This is a genomic window from Variovorax sp. Varisp85, assembly GCF_047304045.1.
In the GTDB taxonomy this organism is placed as follows: domain Bacteria; phylum Pseudomonadota; class Gammaproteobacteria; order Burkholderiales; family Burkholderiaceae_C; genus Variovorax.
In genome coordinates this window covers 93,914-119,161 of record NZ_JBGLYN010000002.1, presented here as the reverse complement: position 1 = coordinate 119,161, position 25,248 = coordinate 93,914, and the positions used below count along the sequence as shown (strand labels likewise).

Annotated in this window: 25 protein-coding genes; 10 read left to right on the top strand and 15 right to left on the bottom strand. The window is 66.9% G+C overall.

What is annotated here, in order from left to right; translation table 11 throughout:
• Positions 1-56 precede the first annotated feature (56 nt).
• On the top strand, positions 57-2,588 hold the full coding sequence (locus ACCC97_RS02095; RefSeq protein ID WP_413313156.1) for a sodium-translocating pyrophosphatase: 2,532 nt from the start codon (positions 57-59) through the stop codon (positions 2,586-2,588).
• A gap of 1 nt (position 2,589) precedes the next feature.
• On the top strand, positions 2,590-2,958 hold the full coding sequence (locus tag ACCC97_RS02090) for a nuclear transport factor 2 family protein (protein WP_007836718.1): 369 nt from the start codon (positions 2,590-2,592) through the stop codon (positions 2,956-2,958).
• Positions 2,959-2,968: 10 nt separating this feature from the next.
• Here ACCC97_RS02090 and ACCC97_RS02085 read toward each other — a convergent pair whose 3' ends face one another.
• The gene (locus tag ACCC97_RS02085; RefSeq protein ID WP_413331468.1) at positions 2,969-3,598 is read right to left on the bottom strand and encodes a TetR/AcrR family transcriptional regulator; all 630 of its coding nucleotides are present in this window, start codon (positions 3,596-3,598) and stop codon (positions 2,969-2,971) included.
• Positions 3,599-3,723: 125 nt separating this feature from the next.
• Here ACCC97_RS02085 and ACCC97_RS02080 point away from each other — a divergent pair, with 125 nt between their 5' ends.
• Positions 3,724-4,566 carry a metal-dependent hydrolase gene (locus ACCC97_RS02080; RefSeq protein ID WP_413331467.1) on the top strand — a complete coding sequence of 281 codons (843 nt, stop codon included), beginning with the start codon at positions 3,724-3,726 and terminating at the stop codon, positions 4,564-4,566.
• A 13-nt stretch (positions 4,567-4,579) separates the two neighbouring features.
• Here ACCC97_RS02080 and ACCC97_RS02075 read toward each other — a convergent pair whose 3' ends face one another.
• The 8 genes from ACCC97_RS02075 to ACCC97_RS02040 form a co-directional block, all read right to left on the bottom strand.
• Positions 4,580-5,167: a hypothetical protein gene (locus tag ACCC97_RS02075; RefSeq protein ID WP_007836715.1), complete on the bottom strand. Its 588-nt coding sequence runs from the start codon at positions 5,165-5,167 to the stop codon at positions 4,580-4,582.
• A gap of 250 nt (positions 5,168-5,417) precedes the next feature.
• Complete coding sequence (locus ACCC97_RS02070; RefSeq protein ID WP_007836713.1) at positions 5,418-5,648, bottom strand: hypothetical protein; 231 nt, start codon at positions 5,646-5,648, stop codon at positions 5,418-5,420.
• The gene (locus ACCC97_RS02065) at positions 5,635-6,006 is read right to left on the bottom strand and encodes a hypothetical protein (RefSeq protein WP_413313150.1); all 372 of its coding nucleotides are present in this window, start codon (positions 6,004-6,006) and stop codon (positions 5,635-5,637) included. The genes ACCC97_RS02070 and ACCC97_RS02065 overlap by 14 nt, the downstream gene beginning before the upstream one ends.
• A gap of 17 nt (positions 6,007-6,023) precedes the next feature.
• Positions 6,024-6,935 (bottom strand): DUF6999 family protein, encoded by a 912-nt coding sequence (locus ACCC97_RS02060; protein WP_007836704.1) that lies wholly within the window; start codon positions 6,933-6,935, stop codon positions 6,024-6,026.
• The gene (locus tag ACCC97_RS02055) at positions 6,919-8,841 is read right to left on the bottom strand and encodes an iron-containing redox enzyme family protein (RefSeq protein ID WP_413331466.1); all 1,923 of its coding nucleotides are present in this window, start codon (positions 8,839-8,841) and stop codon (positions 6,919-6,921) included. The genes ACCC97_RS02060 and ACCC97_RS02055 overlap by 17 nt, the downstream gene beginning before the upstream one ends.
• A 3-nt stretch (positions 8,842-8,844) precedes the next feature.
• Entirely contained in the window at positions 8,845-9,786 is a 942-nt protein-coding gene (locus ACCC97_RS02050; RefSeq protein ID WP_413331465.1) for a fatty acid desaturase, read from the bottom strand.
• On the bottom strand, positions 9,767-10,540 hold the full coding sequence (locus ACCC97_RS02045; protein ID WP_413331464.1) for a sterol desaturase family protein: 774 nt from the start codon (positions 10,538-10,540) through the stop codon (positions 9,767-9,769). Before ACCC97_RS02045 ends, ACCC97_RS02050 begins: the two co-directional genes overlap by 20 nt.
• Positions 10,541-10,549: 9 nt before the next feature.
• Entirely contained in the window at positions 10,550-12,124 is a 1,575-nt protein-coding gene (locus ACCC97_RS02040; protein WP_413331463.1) for a phospholipase D family protein, read from the bottom strand.
• 143 nt (positions 12,125-12,267) lie between these two features.
• On the opposite strand from ACCC97_RS02040, the gene ACCC97_RS02035 reads away from it, so the two are divergent.
• The 5 genes from ACCC97_RS02035 to glp all read left to right on the top strand — a co-directional run bounded on the left by ACCC97_RS02035 (position 12,268) and on the right by glp (position 17,558).
• A complete protein-coding gene (locus ACCC97_RS02035) occupies positions 12,268-12,822 on the top strand; it encodes a peroxiredoxin (protein ID WP_413331462.1) in 555 nt (184 codons plus the stop codon).
• 53 nt (positions 12,823-12,875) lie between these two features.
• Positions 12,876-14,309 (top strand): aldehyde dehydrogenase family protein, encoded by a 1,434-nt coding sequence (locus ACCC97_RS02030; protein WP_413331461.1) that lies wholly within the window; start codon positions 12,876-12,878, stop codon positions 14,307-14,309.
• Between the two features lie 137 nt (positions 14,310-14,446).
• Positions 14,447-15,598, top strand: a complete 1,152-nt coding sequence (moaA, locus tag ACCC97_RS02025) for a GTP 3',8-cyclase MoaA (protein WP_413331460.1) — start codon at positions 14,447-14,449, stop codon at positions 15,596-15,598.
• Positions 15,595-16,248: a molybdenum cofactor guanylyltransferase MobA gene (gene mobA / locus ACCC97_RS02020; protein WP_413331459.1), complete on the top strand. Its 654-nt coding sequence runs from the start codon at positions 15,595-15,597 to the stop codon at positions 16,246-16,248. Before moaA ends, mobA begins: the two co-directional genes overlap by 4 nt.
• Complete coding sequence (glp, locus tag ACCC97_RS02015) at positions 16,245-17,558, top strand: gephyrin-like molybdotransferase Glp (protein WP_413331458.1); 1,314 nt, start codon at positions 16,245-16,247, stop codon at positions 17,556-17,558. The genes mobA and glp overlap by 4 nt, the downstream gene beginning before the upstream one ends.
• 13 nt (positions 17,559-17,571) lie before the next feature.
• On the opposite strand, the gene rnhA is transcribed toward glp, so the two are convergent.
• Together rnhA and ACCC97_RS02005 are read right to left on the bottom strand one after the other, a co-directional pair.
• Complete coding sequence (gene rnhA, locus ACCC97_RS02010) at positions 17,572-18,021, bottom strand: ribonuclease HI (protein ID WP_056518034.1); 450 nt, start codon at positions 18,019-18,021, stop codon at positions 17,572-17,574.
• Between the two features lie 42 nt (positions 18,022-18,063).
• The gene (locus tag ACCC97_RS02005; RefSeq protein WP_193386569.1) at positions 18,064-18,834 is read right to left on the bottom strand and encodes a class I SAM-dependent methyltransferase; all 771 of its coding nucleotides are present in this window, start codon (positions 18,832-18,834) and stop codon (positions 18,064-18,066) included.
• Here ACCC97_RS02005 and gloB point away from each other — a divergent pair.
• On the top strand, positions 18,833-19,621 hold the full coding sequence (gloB, locus tag ACCC97_RS02000) for a hydroxyacylglutathione hydrolase (RefSeq protein WP_413331457.1): 789 nt from the start codon (positions 18,833-18,835) through the stop codon (positions 19,619-19,621). The genes ACCC97_RS02005 and gloB overlap by 2 nt on opposite strands.
• Positions 19,618-21,222 (top strand): transglycosylase SLT domain-containing protein, encoded by a 1,605-nt coding sequence (locus ACCC97_RS01995; protein WP_413331456.1) that lies wholly within the window; start codon positions 19,618-19,620, stop codon positions 21,220-21,222. Before gloB ends, ACCC97_RS01995 begins: the two co-directional genes overlap by 4 nt.
• Positions 21,223-21,255: 33 nt before the next feature.
• Here the strand turns inward: ACCC97_RS01995 and ACCC97_RS01990 are convergent, their stop codons facing one another.
• From ACCC97_RS01990 to ACCC97_RS01975, 4 genes are all read right to left on the bottom strand, one after another.
• On the bottom strand, positions 21,256-22,440 hold the full coding sequence (locus ACCC97_RS01990) for a low temperature requirement protein A (RefSeq protein WP_413331455.1): 1,185 nt from the start codon (positions 22,438-22,440) through the stop codon (positions 21,256-21,258).
• A gap of 70 nt (positions 22,441-22,510) precedes the next feature.
• Entirely contained in the window at positions 22,511-23,347 is an 837-nt protein-coding gene (locus tag ACCC97_RS01985; RefSeq protein ID WP_413313130.1) for an ABC transporter permease, read from the bottom strand.
• Entirely contained in the window at positions 23,347-24,162 is an 816-nt protein-coding gene (locus tag ACCC97_RS01980; RefSeq protein WP_413331454.1) for an ABC transporter ATP-binding protein, read from the bottom strand. Before ACCC97_RS01980 ends, ACCC97_RS01985 begins: the two co-directional genes overlap by 1 nt.
• 45 nt (positions 24,163-24,207) lie before the next feature.
• The gene (locus ACCC97_RS01975) at positions 24,208-25,245 is read right to left on the bottom strand and encodes an ABC transporter substrate-binding protein (RefSeq protein ID WP_413331453.1); all 1,038 of its coding nucleotides are present in this window, start codon (positions 25,243-25,245) and stop codon (positions 24,208-24,210) included.
• Positions 25,246-25,248 lie beyond the last annotated feature (3 nt).

The window sequence follows — 25,248 nt, the reverse complement described above, 5'->3', positions numbered from 1 at the left end:
CAGGGCCCATGCTGTCCGTCTCCACAAGTCACAACGAACGAATGGAGAAGCAAAGCATGATCGGCAACACCCCCCTGATACTGGCCATCGTCTGCGGCCTCGTGGCCGTGGCCTACGGTTTCTGGGCCCGAAGTTGGATTCTCGCGAAGGACCCGGGCAACGCCCGCATGCAGGAGATCGCGGCGGCCATCCAGGCCGGCGCCTCTGCCTACCTCGCCAAGCAGTACAGCACCATCGCCGTCGTCGGCGTTGTGCTCGCCATCCTCATCGCCATCTTCCTCGACCTGACCACGGCGGTCGGCTTTATCGTGGGCGCGGTGCTCTCGGGTGCTTGCGGCTTCATCGGCATGAACGTGTCGGTGCGCGCCAATGTGCGCACGGCGCAGGCGGCCACGCACGGGATCGGCCCGGCGCTCGACGTGGCATTCCGCGGCGGCGCCATCACCGGCATGCTGGTGGTGGGGCTGGGCCTGCTGGGCGTGTCGGTCTTCTACTGGGTGCTGTCCGCTGGCGGCATTCCGGCCGGGGCCCACGGCCTCTCGGCCATCCTCAATCCGCTGATCGGCTTTGCCTTCGGCTCCTCGCTGATCTCGATCTTCGCGCGCCTGGGCGGCGGCATCTTCACCAAGGGCGCCGACGTCGGCGCCGACCTGGTGGGCAAGGTCGAGGCCGGCATTCCCGAAGACGACCCGCGCAATCCGGCGGTGATCGCGGACAACGTGGGCGACAACGTCGGCGACTGCGCCGGCATGGCGGCCGATCTGTTCGAGACCTACGCCGTGACGCTCATCGCCACCATGGTGCTGGGCGCGCTGATGGTCACGGCGGCGCCGACCAATGCGGTGCTGTATCCGCTGGCGCTGGGCGGCGTGTCGATCATCGCGTCGATCATCGGCTGTTTCTTCGTGAAGGCATCGCCGGGCATGGTCAACGTGATGCCGGCCCTCTACAAGGGCCTCGCCGTGGCGGGCGTGCTGTCGCTGGTCGCGTTCTGGTTCGTCACCAGCTGGCTGATTCCCGACAACGCCATTGCACCGAGCGGCAGCCAGCTCAAGCTGTTCGGCGCCTGCTTCGTCGGCCTTGCGCTGACGGCCGCCCTGGTGTGGATCACCGAGTACTACACCGGCACCCAGTACAAGCCCGTGCAGCACATCGCGCAGGCCTCGACCACTGGCCACGGCACCAACATCATCGCGGGCCTCGGCGTGTCGATGCGCTCGACGGCGTGGCCGGTGATCTTCGTGTGCATCGCGATCCTGGCGTCCTATTCGCTGGCGGGCCTGTTCGGCATCGCAGTGGCGGCCACCTCAATGCTGAGCATGGCCGGCATCGTGGTCGCGCTCGACGCCTACGGCCCCATCACCGACAACGCCGGCGGCATCGCCGAGATGAGCGAGTTGCCCGACAGCGTGCGCGCCGTGACCGATCCGCTCGACGCGGTCGGCAACACCACCAAGGCCGTGACCAAGGGCTACGCCATCGGCTCGGCCGGCCTCGCCTCGCTGGTGCTCTTTGCCGACTACACGCACAAGCTCGAGAGCTTCGGGCTGAACATCAGCTTCAACCTGAGCGACCCGATGGTGATCGTCGGCCTCTTCATCGGCGGCCTGATCCCTTACCTGTTCGGCGCGATGGCGATGGAAGCCGTGGGCCGTGCGGCCGGCGCGGTGGTGGAAGAAGTGCGCCGCCAGTTCCGCGAGATCCCCGGCATCATGGAAGGCACCGGCAAGCCCGAGTACGGCAAGGCCGTGGGCATGCTGACCGGCGCGGCCATCAAGGAAATGATGATCCCCTCGCTGCTGCCGGTGCTGGTGCCGATCATCGTGGGCCTGGTGCTCGGCCCGAAGGCGCTGGGCGGGCTGCTGATGGGCACCATCGTCACCGGCCTGTTCGTCGCGATCAGCATGTGCACCGGCGGCGGCGCCTGGGACAACGCCAAGAAGTACATCGAGGACGGCCACTTCGGCGGCAAGGGCAGCGAGACGCACAAGGCCGCCGTCACCGGCGACACCGTGGGCGACCCCTACAAGGACACTGCCGGCCCGGCGGTGAATCCGCTGATCAAGATCATCAACATCGTGGCGCTGCTGATCGTGCCGCTGGTGGTGAAGTTCCATGCCGGCGATGCGGCGGCGGCGGTACCGACGAAGGTCGAGCAGCCGCCGGCCTCCACGGCGCCCGCTGCCTCGCCCGCCGCCGCTGCCACGCCGTCGACGCCCGCGGCCGTGGTGGCTTCGGGCGCCGTGTCGGCCGCCGAAGCCGCCGCCGTGAAGGTCGAGAACGGCGTGGTCAAGTTCTACTTCGCGAGCGCCAGCGCCGAAGTGGCGCCCAACGCCAGGGAAGCGCTGACCGACGTGATCAAGGCCGTGCAGAGCGGCAGCACCGTGCTCGTGAGTGGTTACCACGATGCGAGCGGCGACCCAGCCAAGAACGCCGAACTTGCCAAGCAGCGCGCGGTGGCCGTGAGCGATGCGCTCAAGGCGGCCGGTGCGCCCGAAGACAAGATCGAGCTCGCCAAGCCCGAGCAATCCCAAGCCGACGGGCCGCCCTCCGAAGCGCGCCGCGTCGAGGTCAAGATAAAGTCCTGAGATGCCCACACCCGCACGACTCGAATCCTTCATCGCCGCCGTCGAAGGCGGCGCGCATGCCAAAGCCATCGAGGACTACTACACGGAAGACGCCACCATGCGCGAGAACCAGGCCGAGCCACGGCGCGGCCGCAGCACGCTGGTGGCGCAGGAGACGGCCGTGCTCGATCGCACCGAAACCGTCACCTCCACCTGCGTGCGTCCGGTGCTCGTGAACGGCGACCATGTGGCGATCCACTGGATCTTCGAGTTCACGTTCAAGGGTGGCGCCAGCATGCGCATGGAGGAAATTGCCTGGCAGCGCTGGGAGGGCGAGCGCATCGCCGAAGAGCAGTTCTTCTACGACCCCGCGCAGCGAAAGCCGGGCTGATTCTCGGCTTCTAGCGCCGGCTCTCGGCCGCCACGGCCCGCACCAGCCGGGTGGCTGGCGCTACCAGCTCCCGCAGGTCCGCAGCGCGATCCTGCTCGATGGCTTGCAGAACGAGTTCATTGATGCCGCCGACCACCGTCATCGCCATCTGGCTCGTCAGATGCACTGCGAGGCCTTCCGCGTCGCCGCTGCTGTTGATCGCCACCTGGATGAAGTTGGCGATCTCGTCGTTCACCCGGCGCCGCACCGCGAGGCCCGGCATGCCCAGGCCGAGGATCTCGACAAACAGCGTGCGCAGCAGCACCGGGTCCTGGGCGAGGTAATCGAAATACGCCGCCATGGCCTGCTCCACCTGCGCATGCCACGGTTGCGCGGGGTCGAAAGCCTCGCTCACCGCCTGCAGCGCGAGCCGGCTGGCGGTTTGGTAGAGCGCGATCAGGCACTCGGTCTTGGTGCTGAAGTGCTCGTAGAAGGTGCGGCGCGACACGGCCGCCTCGCGCACGATGTCGGCAATGGTGGTTTCGGCATAGCCCTTGGCTGCCACGGCATGCGCCATGCCTTGCAGCAGGCGCGTGTAGTGCTCGCTTCCGATGCCATCGGCTGACTTGGAAGGCACGGCTGTTTCGACGGCTTCACTCATGAACGGCACATTTTCCTACGTCATGGTACTTGACAGTACCAACTTGCGATTGCACCATGGAGGCAAGTCGGTACGACGATGTACCAACCATTTCAATTCCGTGCTTTTTTCGAGGCTTGTTTTTCATGACTGATCTCGTGGTCCGCCGCCTTCTGATCGATTTGCAATCGCCCTTTGCCCGCGACTGGTGCGGCGGCGACGCATTCTCGACCGCTTTCTTCAACGCCCTGTCGATGAGCTTCCCCTTCGGCGAACAATTCTTCATCGACGCGGTTCGCGATGCCGTCGCCACGTTGCCGACGGAAGTGCAGGAAAAGCATCGCGCCGACGTGCGCGGTTTCATCGGGCAGGAAGCCACGCACCGGCGCATTCATTCGCTCTTCAACAACCACCTCGAAAGCCAGGGCCTGGTGGATGGCTGGACGGCGCGCGCGGGCAAGCGCCTGACGCTGATGGAAGACGCCGACCCGCGCCACGCGCTGGCGGTGACGGCGGCCACCGAGCACTTCACGGCGCTGTTCGCCGAATGGCTGCTGGCCCACCCCGAGATCCTCGACGGCGCCGAGCCCCGGCTGCGCACCATGTGGCTGTGGCACAGCGCCGAAGAACTGGAACACAAGAGCGTGGCCTTCGACATCTACAAGGCCGCAGGCGGCTCCGACGAATGGCGCAAGCGCTGGTTCCGCCGCGTCACGATCATGTTCCTGGGCGACCTGATGCATCAGACCATCGACAACCTGCGCCGCGAAAAGCAGCTGTGGAAATGGTCGACCTGGAAGAGCGCCGTGCGCATCCTGCTGAGCCGCGACGGTCTGCTGCGCGGCAACCTGGCCGGCTGGCGCGGCTACCTGCGCCCGGACTTCCATCCGATGCAGCAGGACAGCAGCCTCTCGGTGCGCTGGCTGGAGGACAACCGCGCACAGTACACACCCGTGGGCGCGACACCCGAGGCAGCGGCCGCGGGTTGACCGGCAAGAAAGCTCAGTAGAAGTTGGCGCGTTGCGGCGCACCGCCGCCGGCCTGCTGGTGTTCGGGGCGCAGCGCCAGGTCGTGCAGGGTGTCGAAATCGGACGGAGCATCCGGCACGCGCATCACCACTTCCAGCTCGTGCATCGAAGTGACCCAGCGGCCGGCCGGCGATTCGGCAGGCTCGTCGTTGGCGAAAACGCCGTCGCGGATGTAGAGGGTCTCGCCCTCGGGGCGCTCGGCATGCAGCTCGATCAGGCGCGCGATGGAGAAGTTGTACGTCACGAGCTTTTCGCGCGTCTTGCGGTCCTTGCCGCCGCAATTGAACGAGCCTTCCGCGGCAATGACGATACAGGAGCCGTCCACGCCTCCGTCCATCTCGATCTCGTTGCCCGAACGCCAGATGGCGTTGGGCAGGCGCACGCGCACCTTGTCGATCACGAGGTCCCGCTGCTTGTTCAGGCTGCCAAGGGGCGGCACCAGCGAGCGCAATTGGCGCAACCGCTCGGCGAAGTTGTCGTCCATCAGGAATTCGACATGGTGCGTGGCGCTGCCGGAGGAGCGCTTGACCACCTGTATGACCACGTGGCGCGACTTAGCCATGGCAGAGCCCCTTTGCAAGCGTTGAATTCCATGTCCCGCGAGGGGCGTCGACGGCGTGGCTGCAATTCATTGGAAATCGGCTACAAATTAGAACTTTTGAATTCATGCAATCACTTGCATCATTTGTTTCTAACTGTATAACGATTGGCGGCAATGGGGAAGGCCAATTCGTGACTTATGCACGCGGAAATGTCTCCAAAGTGCCTCCCTGATGTGCTAGCAGGGTGTCTCTAACGGACTCGGTCAATACCTACTCAAGGGATTCGTCGAGCGCCTTGCACGAAGGCGCGCAAACGGTCTGGGACTTGCCCAGCACCTGGCGGGTGCGCAACTGCGAGCGCACGCGGTGCTTGCCGCACATGAAGCACGACATGGTCGCGCCACTGAACGACGCCGACGCGCGGAACGGCGAACCGGGCGTCTTCGATTTGTAACGCAGGCCGTCCGCCACCACTGCCGTCTTCACTTCACCCTTCGCCATGCGTCTTGTCCTTGCTATTCGGTTCGGCACGGCGCATCGCGCGTGCAATGGCTTCCCGGGCACTGGTTTCAGCCGCCAGGGAAGCGTCCAACGCCGAGCGGCAAAGCCCGGCGTACTGGTAGTTGAGGTTCTCATACACCTCGGCCGCGGCCGGATAGGCATCGAGCAGGCGGCCGAGCTCGGCGCCCTGCTCGACATCCTCGAACTCATGCACGAGGTGTTCGACCACGGAACGGTACTGCTCTGCGCCGACGGGCACAGCGCTGTGTTCAAGCTTTTCCAGCAGTTGTGCCAACACGTGGGTCACTGCCAGATCGGTCTTGGGAGACGGATTATCGGTCGTGTTCATGGTTTGCATCTGGGGGCAGCATACGCCTATGCAAGTGGCTGCTCGCACGGGGAGGTCTCTGGCGCCCCGGTTTCCTGGGCCGCCTGCATCCGCTGGAGCAGGCTGTGCAGCATCTCGGTGGACAGCCCGTGGATCACCAGCCGATGCCCCGCTCGCAGTGTCGACAGGGGCACGAGCGGGTGCTTGTTGTTGACCAGAATGAGGTGTTCGGGCGCGGCCAGGATCGTGGCCGCGTAGATGCCGATGGTTTCGTCCAGCTGCAGGGAGTTGGCGGCACGCCAGAAATCGTTGTCCGTCAGCATCAGCTGGTAAAGCGGCGTAAAAAGCTCGATGGCGCTTTGCAGGTCGAGAAAATTGAGCTTTCCCTGGGGCATGTCTTCCAGCCGCGGGCCGGGCTCCCTGATCATCGAGAAATCGACCTGTTCCGCCTTGCACAGCGCCACGCCCTTGTCGCGCAGCGCCTTGTTCAGCCGGATCACGAAATTGAACAGGTTCAGGTCGTGCTTCAGGAACATCTCGTCCTTCAGCGCGTCGATGCCGGCCGGCTCCAGCGGGCTCGTCGCTACCGGGGCCGGCGAGTTTCGCCCGATGAAGGCCAGCACCTGCGAGCCCAGGTGAAAGTGCCGCAGGATCAGCCAATTGGCCTCCGGCGAAACAAAGCGCTTCAGCCCCCACGCGAGAAGTCGGTGCAGCAGCATCGAATGCGACCAGTTGCGCGGCACGAACACCTTCACGATCTGGATCAGGATGATCGTCAGCCGCGCGATCGGCCGCAGGAACGGCAGCAGGTACTGGCGCGACGCCGAACTCGAATCGGCCAGCCACGCGGCCTTGACGTCGTCGGGCAGCGGCGTGCTCTGGTCGAGGTAGAGCGCCAGCCAGGGGCTGGGGTCGCGCTCGTCGTGCGCCTGGGTCAGGAAATCAGGTGTTCGGTCCATGGGGCCTGCGTTCGGTGATGTGCTGGAACTGCATCAGGTACAGCGCGGCCGTATGGCGCGCGGTGTCGGCTATCTGTTGGGCGGCGCGCGCGTGCCCCTCTACGGCCATGACCATCTCGACCGCCGTGAGCCAGCGGCTCAGGTGATGCTCGTCGTTGTGACCGTGGTATTCGAGGAAGCGGAAGGCATCGGGTGGCAGCTTCAGGCCGGACTTGAGCAGCGGCAGCAGCGCCGGCACGATGCGCTGGCCCGTGCCCTCGATGATGTAGATCGCGCCCAGCAATCCGATCGGGTCGTGCGTGGCGGCCAGGCCATGCAGGTAGGCGTTGAGCGCCTCGCCGCCGGGGTTGCGGCGCAGGTCTTCGATGTTCTCGACCATGCCGCCGGCCTTGCGGTAGTCGCTGAAGAGGATGTTGAAGTCGTTCTGCTCCTCCCCCGCGTGCACGCCGATCAGCGAGGCCAGCATCTGGTACGGCTCGCTCAGCGAGGCGGCGCCTTCGCGCATCCACAGGCTGCCTTCGCGAACCTGGGGCACCCATTGCTCCATCCAGTTCAGGTAGTCGGGCACGGCAAAGCGGCGCTCGCGGATCTGGCGGACCAGCGGCGTGCGCCAGACCCGGGAGCGGTAGTCGTGCCAGATGGCGGCCAGTTCGGTCAACAAGGCACCGAGGCCCTCGGGCGCGGCGGCCGGGTCGTGCGGAGGCGCGATCACGAGGTCGTCGTCAGGCGCCGCTGCCGCCGCCGCGCGCGATGCGGCAACCACCGGCACGGCATCGACCGCCTCCACTTCGAGCAGCATGTACGCCGCCATGAATCGCCCCGACTCTGGCACGTAGCAGAAGATCTGCTCGCCGGGATTCAGCGCCCTGGTGTGCAGGAATTCGGCCAGCATCACGAGGATCGACGCGGCCCCGGTGTTGCCGCGCCAAGCCAGGTTGCTCCACCAGCGCTCGCGCGGGATCGACAGGTCGGCCTTGGCCATCAGGTCCTCGACCACCGGGATGAATTTTTCCGACGAGTAGTGGCAGAGAAAGTGATCGACCCGCTTCGGATCTACCCAGCCGTCGCGCACGAGACCCGCGTACTCGTGGATGCCGATGTCGAACAGGTGCGGCAGCAGACGGATGTCCTGGCGCAGCGACAGCGCGCCGGCAGCTTCGGCCTCGGCCCAGGAACCGAAATCGAGGTGGCCGCGTGCCCGGTCTTCGGTCAGCCCGAGCTGCATGCACACCGGGTAGTCGCCCGAGAAGGCGCGCTGGTGCACCCACTTCAGCTTCAGCCGCAACCCCGGTGCACCGGCCAGTGCGGGCGTACCGTCGGACAGCAGCAAGGCGCCCGCGCCATCGGACAGCATCCAGCGCAGGAAGTGAGAGTCGAAGTCTGTCTCGTAGCCGCGCGCCGCGAAGCGCGAGCGCTTGAAGAGGCGCGACGGCATCTCGCTGGCCACCGCCACCGCCGAGCGGTGCGCCCCCAGCTCGATGCCCTGCGCGGCCGTCTGGATCGCCGACACGCCCGCCGCGCAGATGCCGTGCACCGAATGCGTCTCCATCGGCTGCGCCGTCAGCTCGCCCTGGATCATGTTGGCAAAGCCTGGCATCAGCGTGTCGCCGCCCGACGAGCCGCTGGCCAGCAGCGACACGCGCGACAGCTCCGCGCCGCCCCGCCGCAGGCAGTCGCGGATCGCACCTGCCGCCAGTTGCGCATTGGTGTGGCGGGTCACGCCTTCCTCGTCGATGGCGTAGTGCCGCGTGAGGATGCCGTTCTCCGCCAGGATGCGCCGCTTGATGCGCTCCGACATGCGGTTGAGCGGCGCGATGTAGGCGTCCATGCGGTCGTTGGGAATGGGCTCGCCCGGCATGAAGTAGCCGGCGCTTTCGAGGTAGACGCGTTGAAATGAGACGGGCATGGTTCAGTTGATGGGTGAATCGGGAGGCATCAGCGGGCGGCTGCGAAAACGCGGCCACACGGCCCCCAGCAGGAACACCCGCACCATGTACGGCACCAGCCCGCCCTCGTTGAGCGCAGGGTCCACCTGCGCGCGGTAGCGCGTGCGATGCAGGCGGGTGAGCTCGGACCAATGGGCATGCGAGTTTTCGTGGTGTGCGGTGTGCAGGCCGATGTTGAACAGCAAGGGGTTCACCAGCCCCTCGAAATTGCGGGCGTAGTTCAGCCGGCTACCCGGGGTATCGCCCTGCGCCTCCTTGCGAGGCGCCTTCCGGCCGTCGGCGTGGGCATGCTGCAGGTAATTGGTCGCCAGCAGCCAGTGCAGGCCGTGCAGTTGCGGCACGATGACGAAGACCAGCGCCTTGCGCCAGTCGAGCCCCAGCAGCACCGCCCAGCTGGCCAGCCACAGCGCGTACTGCGCCATGCAGTAGCGCCACGCGCCTCGCCTATGCAGCCGCAGCCGAGCAAGCCAGGCGAAGAACACCGGCATCAACACCCACACCGCCTGGAACGGATGCAGCAGGTAACCCCGCAGATGGTTGGTGTCGCCGCCGAAGCGGTAGGTGCGCGCCACGTCCTTCGAGCCATGCCGGTGGCGATGGTGGTTGGCCACGTGCGCAGGCCAGAACACGAAGGTCGGGTGTCCCTGCAGCAACGTGATCCAGAAGTCCGTCAACCGGTTCATGCCCCGCCCGCGCCACATGCGCAGATGCACATGGTTGTGATGGATCACGCCGACGCCGAGCGTCAGGAACAGCGTCATCCCATATAGCAGGACATCGAAGCCATGGAACCACTGCCACGCAGCCAGCCCAGGCAACGCGACGAGATAGGCAAGGCTCTGCCAGTCGCGCCGGTGACGCAGCCGCGGCAGGTGGCGGCTCGCGTCAGGCCGTGGTCGCGCCATGCTTCTTGCGGAAGGCCTGGAGAACCGGCTCGGCTGCATCGGCCGCGACGCGCGTTCCGAACAGCCGGTCCATGAACGTGAATTGAAAACCGTAGTTGCCGTTGTGCACGGCATGGTGCAGATGGTGCCGGCGGCTCGCCGCGAACCAGTGGCTGTACGACACGCCCGTGAAGAAGTCGTAGTTCGAATGCCCGATGCAGTTGAAGAACAGGCTGAACACCGGCACCGCCGCGAGCGACCAGAAGCTGAAGTCGTGCACCACCATCGGCAGCAGGATCACGTTGCCGAGCATCAGCGCCTCGACGGGGTGAAAGCTGTAGGTGGCCCACGGGGTGGTCACGAACGAGCGGTGATGCGGCCCGTGAAAGCGCCGCAGCCAGCGCGCATGCAAAAGCCGGTGATTGATCCAGAAATGCACGTCGTTCCAAAAGGCGAGCGCGAGGATCTCGACCGCGACTTGCCGCCAACCCGCATCGCCGTCGAGCCGCGCCCAGCCCAGCTGCAGCAGCCCCCATGGAAACACCATGCCCAGCCCGAAGATCAGCACCGACACCCCCGACTGCCCCAGTTCGCGCCGCAGCTGCCCCGGCTGCAGCGGCCGCGGATCGAGTTCGCGCCCGATGCCCAGCGCCGGCAGCGCGCGCTTCGTCAGCAGCCACGTGAGGCCGCCAAAACAGAGATAGATGCCGCCGAAAAAAAGCACGCCCCACAGCATGACCTGCGGGGCGGACAACGAGGTGAAGGTCTGCGCCATCCCCCGAGGCTACAACAGCATCTCGGGAACGATCGGCGCGATGAGCATGTTGTAGAAGCGCTGGAAGAAGCCCGACTCCGGCTCCGAGGTCAGGATCATCTCTTTCTCGCCGTCGTTCGTCAGCCATTGCAGCGTGCCGGTGTCCTTGGCCAGCCGCAGCCGGTAGGAATTCTGCAGCTTGCTGATGTTGATGACGCGCAACATCTCGCGCGCCAGTTGCGGGCTGTCGACCACCACCCCCATCTCGGTGTTCTGGCTGGCCGAGCGCGGGTCGAGATTCATCGAGCCGATGAAGATGCGCGTCCTGTCGATCGCAGCGGTCTTGGAGTGCAGCCGCCCCAGCGACTTGCCGAACATGCCGAAGCGCTCGCCCGCGCTGGTACGCTGCGGGCTCAGTTCGTAGAGGTCGGCGCCGCTTTCGAGCAGCCGCTGGCGGTAGCGCGCATAGCCGGTGTGCACCAGCGGCTCGTCGTTGGCCGCCAAGGAATTGGTCAGCAGCGTGAGCTTGACCTTGCGCCTGGCCAGGTCCTCGAAAGCCTCCATGCCGCGCTCGCCCGGCACAAGGTACGGCGAGGTCAGGTCGACCTCGGTCTTGGCGTCGAGCAACAGCGCCCAGACCTTCATCGTCACGCTGGTGGCGATGGCCTCGTCGGCGGACATGGTCGCGGGCTTGGTGGGCGGGTCGGCGATGGCGCGGGCTTCGCCCCACAGCAGGCCCATGCGGCCGCCGTCGAGCTCCTCGGCAATGGGCCCGTAGCCGAGGATGTCGGACGGTGGCAGCACGATCTTCGGTGGTGGCGCGGCCATGCCCACCCAACTGTCGAAATCGGCGCCGTTCGGCCTGCGGCCGCCCTCGCCCGTCACGATGTCGGCAATCGGCCAGACCTGCACGCTGTTCCAGTAGGCGTCGAAGATCGATTCGAGCTGCGGCACCACCTTGCCGATCACCAGCGCATCCATGTCGATGAAGTTCTGCGCCTCGCTGAGCACGAAATACTCTTCGGCGATGTTGCGCCCGCCCACCACCGCCATCACGCCGTCGGCGATGAAGAGCTTGTTGTGCATGCGGTGGTTGAGCCGCGAAATCTCCCACGGCGACGCCGCGAAGCGCGACAGGAAGCCGTTGCGCCCGCAGCAGAACGGGTTGAACAGGCGCACGTCCACGTTGGGCGTCTCCGACAGCGCCAGCAGCAGCTGCTGGCTCTTGACGGTATACAGGTCGTCCACCAACACCCGCACCTTCACGCCGCGCATCGCCGCCTCGCGCAGCGTGCGCAGCAGCAGGCGGCCGACGGCGTCGTTCTCGAGCTGGTAATACTGCACCACCAGCGAGCGCTGGGCCCGCTGGGCGAGTTGGATGCGCGCGTCGAGCGAGTACACGCCCAGCGGCATCAGCCGGAAGCCCGAGTGCTCGCCGGGCGGCGTGGATGCGGCGGCAATCTTCGCGAGCGTGGTCGACGGGTCGGCGGAGGCGGCAAATTCGGGGGGCCGTTCCCGTGCCGGCGGCAGCGAACCGCAAGCGCCGAGTGCCGCGATCAGGGCGCCAGCGAGCGCGAGGCGCAGAAGCAAGAGGCAGGCGTTCATGATGGTGCTTCCATGGCGTGTTTCTTCCCCGTCGTTTCTTCAATTATTCTGCTCAATACGCGGGCCGGCCTGCACCGGTTTCAAGGGCCCCTTTTAGGGATGCCCGGCCTAGAATTCGGCCCACATCGCTGCGGAGTTACATCATGGCCCGTTCGCACCTCCATCGCATCGCCTGGATGACGGCTTTTTCAGCCCTGGCGCATCCCGCCTGGGCCGCGCTGGACATCGGCGACCCCGTCCCCAGGTTCACCGCCACCGCGGCCCTGGGCGGCAAGACCTTCCGCTACTCGCTGGCCGACGCTCTCGCGAAGGGGCCGGTGGTGCTGTACTTCTTTCCAGCGGCCGATTCCAACGACTGCTCGATCGAGGCCCACGCCTTCGCCGAGGCCGTGGACCAGTTCGCCGCACTGGGCGCCAGCGTGATCGGCGTTTCGGCGGACGACATCGGCACCTTGTCGAAGTTCTCGGTCAAGTCCTGCCAGAGCCGCTTTCCGGTGGCGTCGGACGAGGGCAAGACCGTGATCCAGGGTTTCGACGCGCTGATGCAGACGCGGCCCGACTTCGCCAACCGCCTGTCGTACGTGATCTCGCCGGACGGCAAGGTCGCCTACTACTACCAGAACCTGAATCCGGACAAGCATGTGGAGCGCACGCTGAATGCGGTGAAGGCGCTGCCAAAGGCCGGCGCGGCCAAGTAAGGATTGCGGGCCGCAGGGCCATGGGATTCGCGCGCTTCGCGCAAAATCCGCCCATGCAGCTCAACTACATCGCCAACGCGCACGTCCCGTCCTCCTCCGGCGGCACCCTGGCCGTCATCGACCCTTCCGACGGCCAGGTTTTCGACGAAATCCAGCGCAGCAACGCGGCCGATATCGACTCCGCCGTGCGCGCCGCGCGCGACTGCTTCGAGGGTGTCTGGCACAAGGTCAGCGCGGCCGACCGCAGCCGCCTGCTCTACAAGCTCTCGCAGAAGATCGCCGAGCACGTCGACGAGCTCGCGCTGATCGAGCAGCGCGACTGCGGCAAGCCGGTGAAGCAGGCGCGCGCCGACGCTGTGGCACTGGTTCGCTATTTCGAGTTCTATGCCGGCGCCTGCGACAAGCTGCACGGCGAGACCATCCCCTACCAGGACGGCTACAGCGTCTTCACCTGGCGCGAGCCGCACGGCGTCACCGGCCACATCATTCCGTGGAACTACCCGATGCAGATCTTCGGGCGCAGCGTGGGCGGCGCCCTGGCGGCTGGCAACGTGTGCGTGGTCAAGCCGGCGGAAGACGCCTGCCTCTCGCTGATCCGCGTGGCGCAGCTCGCGGCCGAGGTCGGGTTCCCGGCCGGCGCGCTGAACATCGTGACGGGCTACGGGCACGAGGTGGGGGACGCGCTCGCTCGGCACGAGGGCATCGACCACATCAGCTTCACCGGTAGCCCGAAGATCGGCACGCTGATCCAGCAGGTAGCGGCCGAGCGGCACTGCCCGGTCACGCTGGAGCTGGGCGGCAAGAGTCCGCAGATCATCTTCGCGGACGCTGACCTGGACGCGGCCATTCCCGTGGTCATCAATGCCATCGTGCAGAACGCCGGGCAGACCTGCTCGGCCGGCTCGCGGGTGCTGATCCAGCGCGACATCTACGAACCGCTGCTGGAGCGCCTGGGCCACGCCTTCGAGGCGCTGCGCGTCGGCCCCGCGGCCATGGATCTCGACGTGGGCCCGCTGATCCGCCAGACGCAGCAGCAGCGCGTGTGGGACTTCTTGAGCGATGCGCAACATGCCGGCATCCCGATGGTGGCGCAGGGCATCGTGGTCGACGAAGCGCCCGAGACCGGCTTCTACCAGGCGCCCACCCTGCTGCGCGACGTGCCGGTGAATCACCGGCTCGCACAGGAAGAGGTGTTCGGCCCGGTGCTGGCGGCCATGGTCTTCGCCGACGAAGACGAAGCCGTGGCGCTTGCCAACGCCACGCAGTTCGGCCTGGTCGCCGGCGTGTGGACCACCGACGGATCGCGCCAGTTCCGCATGGCCAGGCGCGTGAGGAGCGGCCAGGTGTTCATCAACAACTATGGCGCGGGCGGGGGCGTCGAGCTGCCGTTCGGCGGCGTGAAGTCCTCAGGCTACGGCCGCGAAAAGGGTTTCGAGGCCCTCTACGGCTTCACCACGCTCAAGACCGTCGCCGTCAAGCACGGCTGAGGCCAAGGGCCGGCCCGGCAGCCGCCCAAACAGAGCGCATTCCAGAACATTGACCTGGGACATGGTTTACGCAGCGGCGATCAAGTAGCCTGAGGTTCACAGGCCCTTGGGCCGTGGCGCAAAATCGGACCCGCTTCATGAAAAACAGCAGCAATACCGTCATTCCGATCTCCACGATCGGCCGCGCACGTCCCGCCGTGGCCGTGCCGGAGGTCGCCGTGCCCGCCACGGGGGTGCTGCTCGACCGCCTCGGCCGGCCCATGACCGACCTGCGCATCAGCGTGACCGACCGGTGCAACTTTCGCTGCAGCTACTGCATGCCGAAGGACGTGTTCGACAAGGACTACAAGTACCTGCCGCACAGCGCGCTGCTGAGTTTTGAAGAAATGACGCGGCTGGCCCGCCTGTTCGCTGCGCACGGCGTGCGCAAGATCCGCCTGACCGGCGGCGAGCCGCTGCTGCGCAAGAACATCGAAGGCCTCATCGAACAACTCGCCGGGATCCGCTCGCCCTCCGGCGAGCCGCTGGCGCTGACGCTCACCACCAACGGCTCGTTGCTCGCGCGCAAGGCCGCCGGGCTGCGGGCTGCAGGCCTGCAGCGCGTGACCGTGAGCCTCGACAGCCTCGACGACGCCGTGTTCCGCCACATGAACGACGTCGACTTTCCGGTGGCCGATGTGCTCGCCGGCATCGACGCGGCGCTGGCCGCCGGCCTCGGCCCCATCAAGGTCAACATGGTCGTCAAGCGCGGTACCAACGAGCAGGAAATACTGCCGATGGCCCGCTACTTCCGCACGCACCACGGCGGCAAGGTGGTGCTGCGCTTCATCGAATACATGGATGTGGGCGCCACCAACGGCTGGCGCATGGACGAGGTGCTGCCCTCGGCCGACGTCATCGCTCGCATCCATGCCGAATTTCCGCTGGTGCCGCTGGAAGCCGCCACGCCCGGCGAGACCGCCCAGCGCTGGGCCTATGCCGACGGCAGCGGCGAGATCGGCGTGATCAGCAGCGTCACGCAGGCCTTCTGCCACGACTGCAGCCGCGCGCGCCTGTCGACCGAAGGCAAGCTGTACCTCTGCCTCTTCGCCAGCGCCGGCCACGATCTGCGCCCGCTGCTGCGCGGCACCGCCAGCGACGACGACATCGCCTCGGCCATCGGCCACATTTGGCAGGGCCGTGCCGACCGCTACTCCGAGCTGCGCGCCCTGCGTGGGCCTGACAACGGCAGCGGCGATGCCGGCGGCAAGGCGCCGCGCCGCGTCGAGATGAGCTACATCGGCGGATGACGCAGGCGCCCGCCATGCCCGCGCACGCCTTCATCGCGGCCGCCGACATCACGGGGCTTCTGCTGGCCGGCGGACGCGGCTCTCGCATGGGCGGGGTCGACAAGGGACTGCAGCTTTTCAACGGCGAGCCGCTGGCTCTGCATGCGATCCGGCGGCTGGGGTCGCAGGTCGGCCAGCTCATCGTCAATGCCAACCGCAACCTCGCCGACTACGAAGCCTTCGGCGTGCCGGTGTGGCCCGACAGCCTCGCGGACTATCCGGGGCCGCTCGCGGGCTTTCTCACCGGGTTGGAGCACTGCACGACACCCTGGCTGTTGACCGTACCTTGCGACACACCGCTATTTCCGCCAGACCTCGCCGTCCGGCTCGCCGAAGCGGTGGCCGCCGAAAATGCAGAGATCGCGATGGTCAACGCACCCGAAATCTCCGAAGGCGAGGTGGTGCTGCGCCTCCAACCCGTCTTCTGCCTGCTGCGCGCCGACCTGCGCGAGAGCCTGCGGCGCTACACCGAAGCCGGCGGCCGCAAGGTCCACGCATGGACCGCACAGCACCGCACAGTGCACGTGCCCTTCAACCGCCCCGGCGACGCGCCCGACGCTTTCTTCAACGCCAACACCCTGGCCGAACTGCACGCCCTCGAAAACCGATGAGCCGCATCGCAGACATCGCCTCCGCCCTTTCGGGCTACGACGCTGCCATCGACCTGAGCGTCGAGGCCGTCCACGCTTTTCTCTCGCAACTCACGGCCTCGGCGGTCGTCACGCAACGGGAGACCGTCTCCCTGCTCGACGCGCTCGGCCGCGTGCTGGCCGAAGACATCGTCTCGCCCATCAGCGTGCCGCCGCACGACAACTCCGCCATGGACGGCTACGCCTTCGACGGCGCGGTGCTGCCGCGGGACGCACCCATCGACGTCTCGGTCACGCTGCGCGTGGCGGGAACGGCGCTGGCCGGTGCCGCCTGGCGTGGCACGCTGGGTTCAGGCGATGCGGTGCGCATCATGACCGGCGCCATGATGCCGGCGGGCCTCGACACCGTCGTGCCGCAGGAGTTCTGCAAGGTCGATGGCGACCGCGTGTGTTTCCCGGCCAGGGTGCTGCGCCGCGGCGACAACCGCCGCCTTGCGGGCGAAGACCTGATGCAGGGCCAGACCGCGCTGCGCAAGGGCGAACGCCTGTCGCCCGCCGCGCTCGGCATGGTCGCGAGCCTCGGCCTGCCGGACGTGCCAGCGCTGCGGCGGCTGCGGGTGGCCTACTTCTCGACCGGCGACGAGATCCTGAGCCTCGGCGACGCGCCGCGCGAAGGCGCCGTGTACGACAGCAATCGCTACACCGTGTTCGGCATGCTCGCACGGCTGGGCTGCGAGGTGATCGACCTCGGCCTCGTGCGCGACGATCCGGCCACGCTCGCCGCCGCATTGCGGCGCGCCGCGCGCGAGGCCGATGCCATCGTCACCAGCGGCGGTGTCAGCGCCGGTGCGGCCGACCACACGCGCGACGTGATGCAGCAACTGGGCGACATGGCGTTCTGGCGCGTGGCCATGCGCCCGGGCCGGCCGCTGGCGGTGGGGTTGATCCCGCGCAAGGCGTCGCCGCAGCCAGCGGTGCTGTTCGGACTGCCGGGCAATCCGGTGGCCGTGATGGTGACCTTCCTGGCCTTCGTGCGGCCGGCGCTGCTGCGCCTGATGGGCTGCCACGACGCGGCAGCCGCGCCACCGCCCTTGCTGCGTGCACGCTGCACGGGCCCGATCCGCAAGAAGCTGGGCCGCACCGAGTACCAGCGCGGCTTCGTGAAGACCATGCCGGACGCGTTGCCTGAGGTGTGCGTCGCGAGCCACCAGGGCTCAGGGGTGCTCAGCTCGATGGTCGAAGCCAACGGGCTCGTGGTGCTGCACCACGATCAGGGCAATGTCGCGGCGGGCGGCGAGGTCGACGTGATGATGTTCGACGGCAACATCTAGGCGCCCCGAACGGTCAGATCCGGCCCAAGGCCTTGTCCACGCCCTTGTTGGCCAGCATGTCGGCGCGCTCGTTGCCCGGGTCTCCCGAGTGGCCCTTGACCCAGCGCCACTCGATCTGGTGGCCGCCCTCGCTCACCAGCTTGTCGAGCCGCTGCCAGAGTTCGACGTTCTTCACGGGCTGCTTGCTGGCTGTCATCCAGCCCTTGGCCTTCCAGCCGCGGATCCACTCGGTGATGCCCTTGCGCACGTACTGGCTGTCCAGGTAAAGCAGCACCTTGCAGGGCCGCTTGAGCGCAGCCAGGCCTTCGATGACGGCAGTCAGCTCCATGCGGTTGTTGGTGGTGTCGAGTTCACCGCCGAACAGGTCTTTCTCGGTGGAGCCCGACTTGAGCCACGCGCCCCAGCCGCCAGGGCCGGGGTTTCCCTTGCACGCGCCATCGGTGTAGATCACGACTTCGTTCAAACCGGCTTTTCCTTCTTCATCATCATTCGTTCTCGTTCATTCTCAATTCTTGCCGACCTCGTTGCGGTGCACCTTGCCCGCGATGGGCACTGGCGCCGTGGCGCGGGCGCCCGAGCGGCGCCACTCGGCGCTCAGCAGGCGCATGCCGCGCACCCGCTTCACGGCGACCAGGAAGTAGGCTGCGCCAAAGATCGGCCACCAGCGCTCGCCGGCGGCATCCATCCAGCGCGAGCGCTCCAGCCAGGCTTCGCTGCGCACCGCAGGCCGGTAGACGCCGAAGCGGCCCGACTCCACCTCGAAGCTCAGGAGCCGCAGCCAGTCGCGCATGCGCCAGTAGCCGATGAACTCCCCGCCTTCGGGCAGGTACAGGTCGCCGATGCCGAGCCGGCGATAGAGGTGTGCGCGTCGCTGCCGCATGCCCCAGAGGCTGGCCGGGTTGAACCCGCAGATCACCACGCGGCCCTCGGGCACCAGCACCCGCTCCACCTCGCGCAGGGTGGCGTGCGGATCGGGGCTCAGTTCGAGCGCGTGCGGCATCACCACCAGGTCGAGGCTGTTGGCTGCAAACGGCAATGCCGCGAAGTCGGTCAGGAGCGTCGCCCTGCCGCCTCGGGCGGGGTCGTCCAGCGCCAGCCAGCGGTGCGGCATGCGGTTGGCGCGCAAGCCGTCGACCTCGGCCGCACCCAGCTGCAGCGCGTGATAGCCGAACACGTCGGCCACCGCCTGATCGAACTGGGCCTGCTCCCAAGCCAGAAGGTAGCGCCCCGGGGGGGTCGCGAACCAATCCTGCAAACCTATAATTTGACCGCTCATGACCCTTGTTCCGCTGCCCGCCTTCGCTGACAACTACATCTGGATGCTGCACGACGGGTCCCACGCCATCGTGGTGGATCCGGGCGACGCCCAACCGGTGTTCGACGCGCTGGCGCGCCACAAGCTGCAGCTGGCCGCGATTCTAGTCACGCACCACCATCCCGATCACACAGGGGGCGTGGCCGCGCTGCACGAGGCCACCGGCGCACCCGTGTGGGGGCCGGCGCGCGAGCGCATTCCCGAGCCGTTCACGCCGCTGGCGCAAGGCGACATTGCCGAGGTGCTCGGCCTGCGCTTCGAGGTCATCGACGTGCCGGGCCATACGGCCGGCCACATCGCGTACTTTCTGCCTGCGGCGCAAACGGCGGGTGGCGATGCGCCGCTGCTGTTCTGCGGCGACACGCTGTTCTCCGGCGGCTGCGGGCGCCTGTTCGAAGGCACCCCCGCGCAGATGCTGGCTTCGCTCGATGCGCTTGCCGCATTGCCGGGCGACACGCGTGTCTGCTGTGCGCACGAATACACACTTTCTAACCTGCGTTTTGCCCAGGCGGTGGAACCGGGCAACGCCGAACTGGATCACTACAACGCGCGCTGCGAAAGCCTGCGCGCGCAGGGGCAGCCCACGCTGCCGTCGCAACTGGCAATCGAACGCCAGGTCAACCCCTTTCTTCGCAGCCGCGAAGCCACTGTCCTTCGAGCGGTGCGTGCCCACGCCGAGCTGGCTGCCGATGCAGTCGAGGCCGACGTGTTCGCCGCACTGCGCCAATGGAAAAACGACTTCCGATGAAACTGATCGCTGCCACCTGCCTTGCAGGTTCACTGGTGCTCGCGGGCTGCGCGGGCACGAGCAACAACAACTCCTCCCCCTCTTCTTCGTCGGCCGGCGGCACCGGCGCCAAGGCCACGGGTAGTGCGGCCCCCATCTACCCACGCGACTCTCTCTCGCCCCTCGCCACCGGACAGGCCCAATCGCAGAGCGTGGTCACGCTCGCGCCGCCGGTCGACATGTGGGACCGCATCCGCCGCGGCTTCAAGATGCCCAACCTCGACAGCGACCTGGTGCGCGATCGCGAGCAGTGGTATTCCAGCCGGCCCGACTACATCCAGCGCATGACGGAGCGCTCGAACAAGTACATCTTCCACATCGTCGAGGAGCTCGAGCGGCGCAACATGCCGACCGAACTCGCACTGCTGCCCTACATCGAGAGCGCGTTCAATCCGCAGGCCATCTCCAGCGCGCGCGCCGCGGGCATGTGGCAGTTCATGCCGGCCACCGGCACCGACTTCGACCTGAAGCAGAACATCTTCCGCGACGACCGCCGCGACGTGGTGGCCTCCACCCGCGCCGCGCTCGACTACCTGCAGAAGCTCTATGGCATGTTCGGCGACTGGCAACTGGCCCTGGCCGCCTACAACTGGGGCGAAGGCAGCGTGAGCCGCGCCATCGCCAAGAACCAGCGCCTGGGCCTGCCCACCACCTACAGCGACCTCACGATGCCCGCCGAGACGCGGCTCTACGTGCCCAAGCTGCAGGCCGTGAAGAACATCGTGGCGAATCCGCAGGCCTTCAACACCGAGCTGCCGTTGATCGCCAACCACCCGTACTTCCAGACCGTCACGCTCACGCGTGACCTCGACGTGGAACTCGCGGCCAAGCTTGCCGACGTGCGGCTCGAAGACTTCCGCGCGCTCAACCCCGCTGCGCACAAACCGGTGCTGATCGCAGCCGGCACGCCGCAGATCCTGCTGCCGTGGGACAACGCGGCCGTGTTCCAGCGCAACTTCGATGCCTATTCGCAGGGTCAGTACGCCAGCTGGACCGCCTGGGTCGTGCCCAACACCATGACCGTTGCCGACGCGGCCCAGCGCTCCGGCATGAGCGAAAGCGACCTGCGCGCCATCAACAACGTGCCGCCTCGCATGCTCATCAAGGCCGGCTCGACGCTGATTGTGCCGCGCGGCGCCCGCGTGAAGGAAGACGTGGCGGCCGTGGTGGCCGACGGCGGCCACCTGAGTTTCCAGCCCGAAATCGTCACCCACCGCACGACGGTGAAGGCCGGCCGCGCGGACAGCGTCGCCAGCATTGCGCGCCGCTACAACCTCAAGCCCGCCAACGTGGCCGAGTGGAACGACGTGAAGCCCAATCACGCCTTCAAGCGCGGCTTCAGCGTGGTGGTGTACCTGCCGATCCGCGCCACAGTGGCGGCGCGCGCCGGCACCGGCGTGGCGGTCGCGCGCGGACACGCGGTGGCGGTATCTGCGAAGCGCGGCGCACCGGTGAAGGTTTCGGCGCCGCGGGGCACCAATGTTGTCAAGGTGCCTGCCAGCAGCAAGCAGCAGGTGGTGCGCGAGAAGCGCGGCGGCATGCCGGCCAAGAAAAAACGCTGAAACGGCGCTCTTCCTGCTTCGGCCTCTGGAGGTTCAGCGGGCCGCTGCCGCAGCCCATGCCCTGCGGCGCACCACGGCTTCGAGTGCGGCCACCGCGATCATGACAAGCGTCGTGAGCGTGCCCACCACCATCACCGAGAGGTGCGGAGCAAAGACTGCGAGCACGGCCAACAGGCCCAGGCCGTAAAGGTGCGACTGCGGCAGGAAACCGCGCACCACACGCTTGAACAGCGCATTGCCGAACAGGTACAGCGCCGGCCCACCGATGAGTGCGCCGAGATACTTGAGCTCGGCATGGTGCGAGCCCTCGTTGATCGTGAGCTCGTCCGCCACCGCGCACACGATGATGCCCGCCACCAGGATCACGTGCGTGTAGTGGAACTTGGCGCCGATGCCACCGGGGTCGGGCGAATGCTCGATGGCATGGGTCGCCTCCCTCGCGCTGGTGTCGAAGTACATCCACCACATCGCGAGGCTGCCCGAGAAACCCACGAGCAGCGCGAACAGGTCGATGCCGTGCCATTCAGTGTGCTGGCCGAAGGCGATGCCGGTGGCCAGCACCGACTCGCCCAGCGCGACGATCACGAACAACTGGCAGCGTTCGGCGAGGTGCCCGCCGTCAATGGTCCAGTCGGCGGTCGTGGAGCGGCCCAGTCCCGGAAAGCGCAGCCCGATCATCGGCGCGATGTATTCGCACAGCACGCCGACGAACCACAGCGCGAGGCGCGCCTGCCCTTCGGCCACGCCGCCCGCGATCCAGAACGCTCCGGCCAGGCAGTTCCATGCCAGCAGCCGGCGAAAATTGGGTGTGAGCGGATCGTTCGAGCCGATGGCGATCAGCATGCAGAACGTGCGCCCCGCCTGGATGCCCACGAAGCACAGCGCGAACACCAGCCCGCGCTCTGCGAAGGCGCCGGGCAGCGCCGAGGCCATCACCATGGCCAGCAGCATGATGGCGAACAGCACGCCTCGAATGCGTAGCGCGCCAGGGTTGAACCAGTTGGTGGTCCATGCCGTGTACTGCCAGCCCAGCCATACCGCGAACCACATCACCAGCGTCTGGAACGCGCCCGACAGCGTGAGGTGATCCAGCAGATAGTGGGAGAGTTGCGTGACCGAAAACGCATAGACCAGATCGAAGAACAGCTCTTCGTTCGAGACCCTGGCAGCCTCGTTGCGCGAGCGCAAGGTCGTGGCCCGCTTGTTGTCGTGGCTCATTGGCTTACTACCCCCGTGAATTCGTTGCCGCGCTCTCCGGAGCGTCGCGCAAGATCATCGCATGAGGGAGCTACAGCTTCTCGGTTTCGCCGGTCTTGGGCTGCCACTTCATGAGCCGCTTCTCGATCAGCCCCACGATGCCGTCGAGCACCAGCGCAAAAGCCGTGAGCACCACGATGCCGGCGAACACGGTGTTGACGTCGAAGGTGCCTTCGGCCTGCAGGATCAGGTAGCCCACGCCGCGCGCCGAGCCCAGGTATTCGCCCACCACCGCGCCCACGAAGGCCAGCCCGACCGAGGTGTGCAGGCTGGAGAACACCCAGCTCGTTGCGCTCGGCAGGTACACCGTGCGCAGCAGCTGCCGCTGGTTCGCGCCGAGCATCTTCGCGTTGGCCAGCACCACCGGGCTCACCTCGCGCACGCCCTGGTAGACGTTGAAGAACACGATGAAGAACACCAGCGTGACGGCCAACGCCACCTTGCTCCAGATGCCCAGGCCGAACCACAGCGCGAAGATGGGCGCGAGGATCACCCGCGGCATCGAGTTGGCGGCCTTGATGTAGGGGTCGAGGATCAGGCTCGCCGTGGGCGCGAGCGCCAGCCACAGCCCGCAACCCAGGCCGAGCACCGTGCCGATGCCGAAGGCCAGCACCGTCTCCAGCAGCGTGGTTCCCAGGTGCAGGTAGATGTCGGCGTTGCCCTTGAGCCCGTCAGGGAACAGCGCATTGGGCGGCACCTCGAACGGCAGGAACCAGCTCCAGATGCGGCCCGCCACCTGGATCGGCTCGCCGACGAAAAAGGCGAACTGCTGGTTGCGCGAGGCAATGTGCCACGCCACCAGGATCACTACCAGCAACGCCAGCTGCCAGAAGCGCGCGTTGCGCTCGTTGAGCCCGAGGCGGGGCATCACGCGGCCTTCCTCAGCTGCTGCGCGTAGCCCTTCAACACCTCGTCGCGCAGCACCTCCCAGATCTGGGTGTGCAGCTCCACGAAGCGCGGCTGCGTGCGCACCTCGGCAACGTCGCGCGGACGCGACAGGTCGATGGCGAACTCGCCGATGGGGTGCGTTGCCGGGCCGGCCGACAGCACCACCACGCGGTCGCTCATGGCAATGGCCTCGTCGAGATCGTGCGTGATGAAGAGCACAGCCTTCTTCCTTGCGCTCCAGAGGTCGAGCACTTCGTTCTCCATCAGTTGGCGCGTCTGGATGTCGAGCGCGCTGAAGGGTTCGTCCATGAGGATGATGTCGGGGTCGAGCACCAGCGTCTGTGCCAGCGCCACGCGCTTGCGCATGCCGCCGGAGAGCTGGTGCGGGTAGCGGTCGCCGAAGCCTGATAGGCCCACGCGCGAGAGCCATGCCTCGGCCTGCTGGCGCGCTTCGGCATCGGACACACCGCGGTACTGCAGGCCCACCATGACGTTGTCGATGGCGCTGCGCCAGGGCATCAGCGCCTCGGTCTGGAACATGTAGCCGGCGCGCGTGTTGATGCCCGCGAGCGTCTGGCCGAAGACCTTCACGGTGCCCGAAGAAGGTTCGAGCAAACCCGCACCAACGTTCAGCAGCGTCGATTTGCCGCAGCCCGTGGGACCGACCACCGAGACGAACTCCCCCGCCTTGATGCGCAGCGTGGTGTCGGCCACCGCGGTGTAGCGCTGGCCTGGATCGTCCTTCGAATGGAAGGTGCAACTGATGGAGAGAAGTTCGAGTGCGTGGTCGGACATGGCGTAAAAAACCCGGCCTGAGCCGGGTCGCGGGGACGTTCGAAATCAGGCTTTGAACCGGTCTTTCGCGCGCCGAGCAAAATCGTTGGTGTAGGTCTTTGCGAGGTCGATCCTGTCGGCCTTCACGGTGGTGTCGAAGCTGGCGATCGCGGTCAGCGCGGTCTTGGGACCGTCGACCGGCACGAGGCCGTCGGTGGCGATCGACTCGCGCACCTTGTCGAAGGACGCGAGGTATAGCGCCCGGTCGCCGAGCAGATAGGTCTCGGGCACCGTCTTGATGATGTCGCCGGGCCCCGCCGTCTGCAGCCACTTGAGCCCGTGCACGATGGCATTCGCCAGCGCCTGGCAGGTGTTGGGATTCTTCTGGATGAACTCGCTCGACGCATACAGGCAGGCTGCCGGCATCGGGCCGCCGAACACCTGCTGCGTGCCCTGGAGCGTGCGCGTGTCGCTGATGATCTTCACGTCGCCCTTCTGTTCGAGCATCGTCATCACCGGGTCGGTGTTGCTGATCGCGTCGATCTGGCCCGAGCGCAGCGCGGTGAGCGCGCCGGCCGCCACGCCGACGCCGATGTAGCTCACGTCGCTGGCCTTGAGGCCGCCGCGCGACAGCACGAGGTTGGCGACCATGTTGGTCGACGAGCCTGGCGCCGAGACGCCGATCTTCTTGCCCTTGAGGTCGGGAATGCCGGTGTAGCCCGCCATGTTCTTCGTCGACACGCCCACGGCGATCTGCGGTGCGCGGCCCTGCAGCACGAAGGCCTGGAAGAACTGGTTCTTGGCTTGCAGGTTGATGGTGTGTTCGTAGGCGCCCGAGCAGACATCGGCCGAACCGCCGACCACCGCCTGCAGTGCGCGCGCGCCGCCCGCGAAATCGGAAATCTCCACATCGAGCCCCTCGGCCTTGAAGTAGCCGAGCTGTTCGGAAATGGTGAGCGGCAGGTAGTAGAACGCCGCCTTGCCACCCACCGCGATGGAGATCCTGGTCTTTTCCAGCTTCGCCTGCTGCGCAAAGACGCGCGGCAACGCGATGGCTGCGGCGGCGATGGCGGAAGCTGAAATGAGGGTTCGGCGATGGAGCATGAA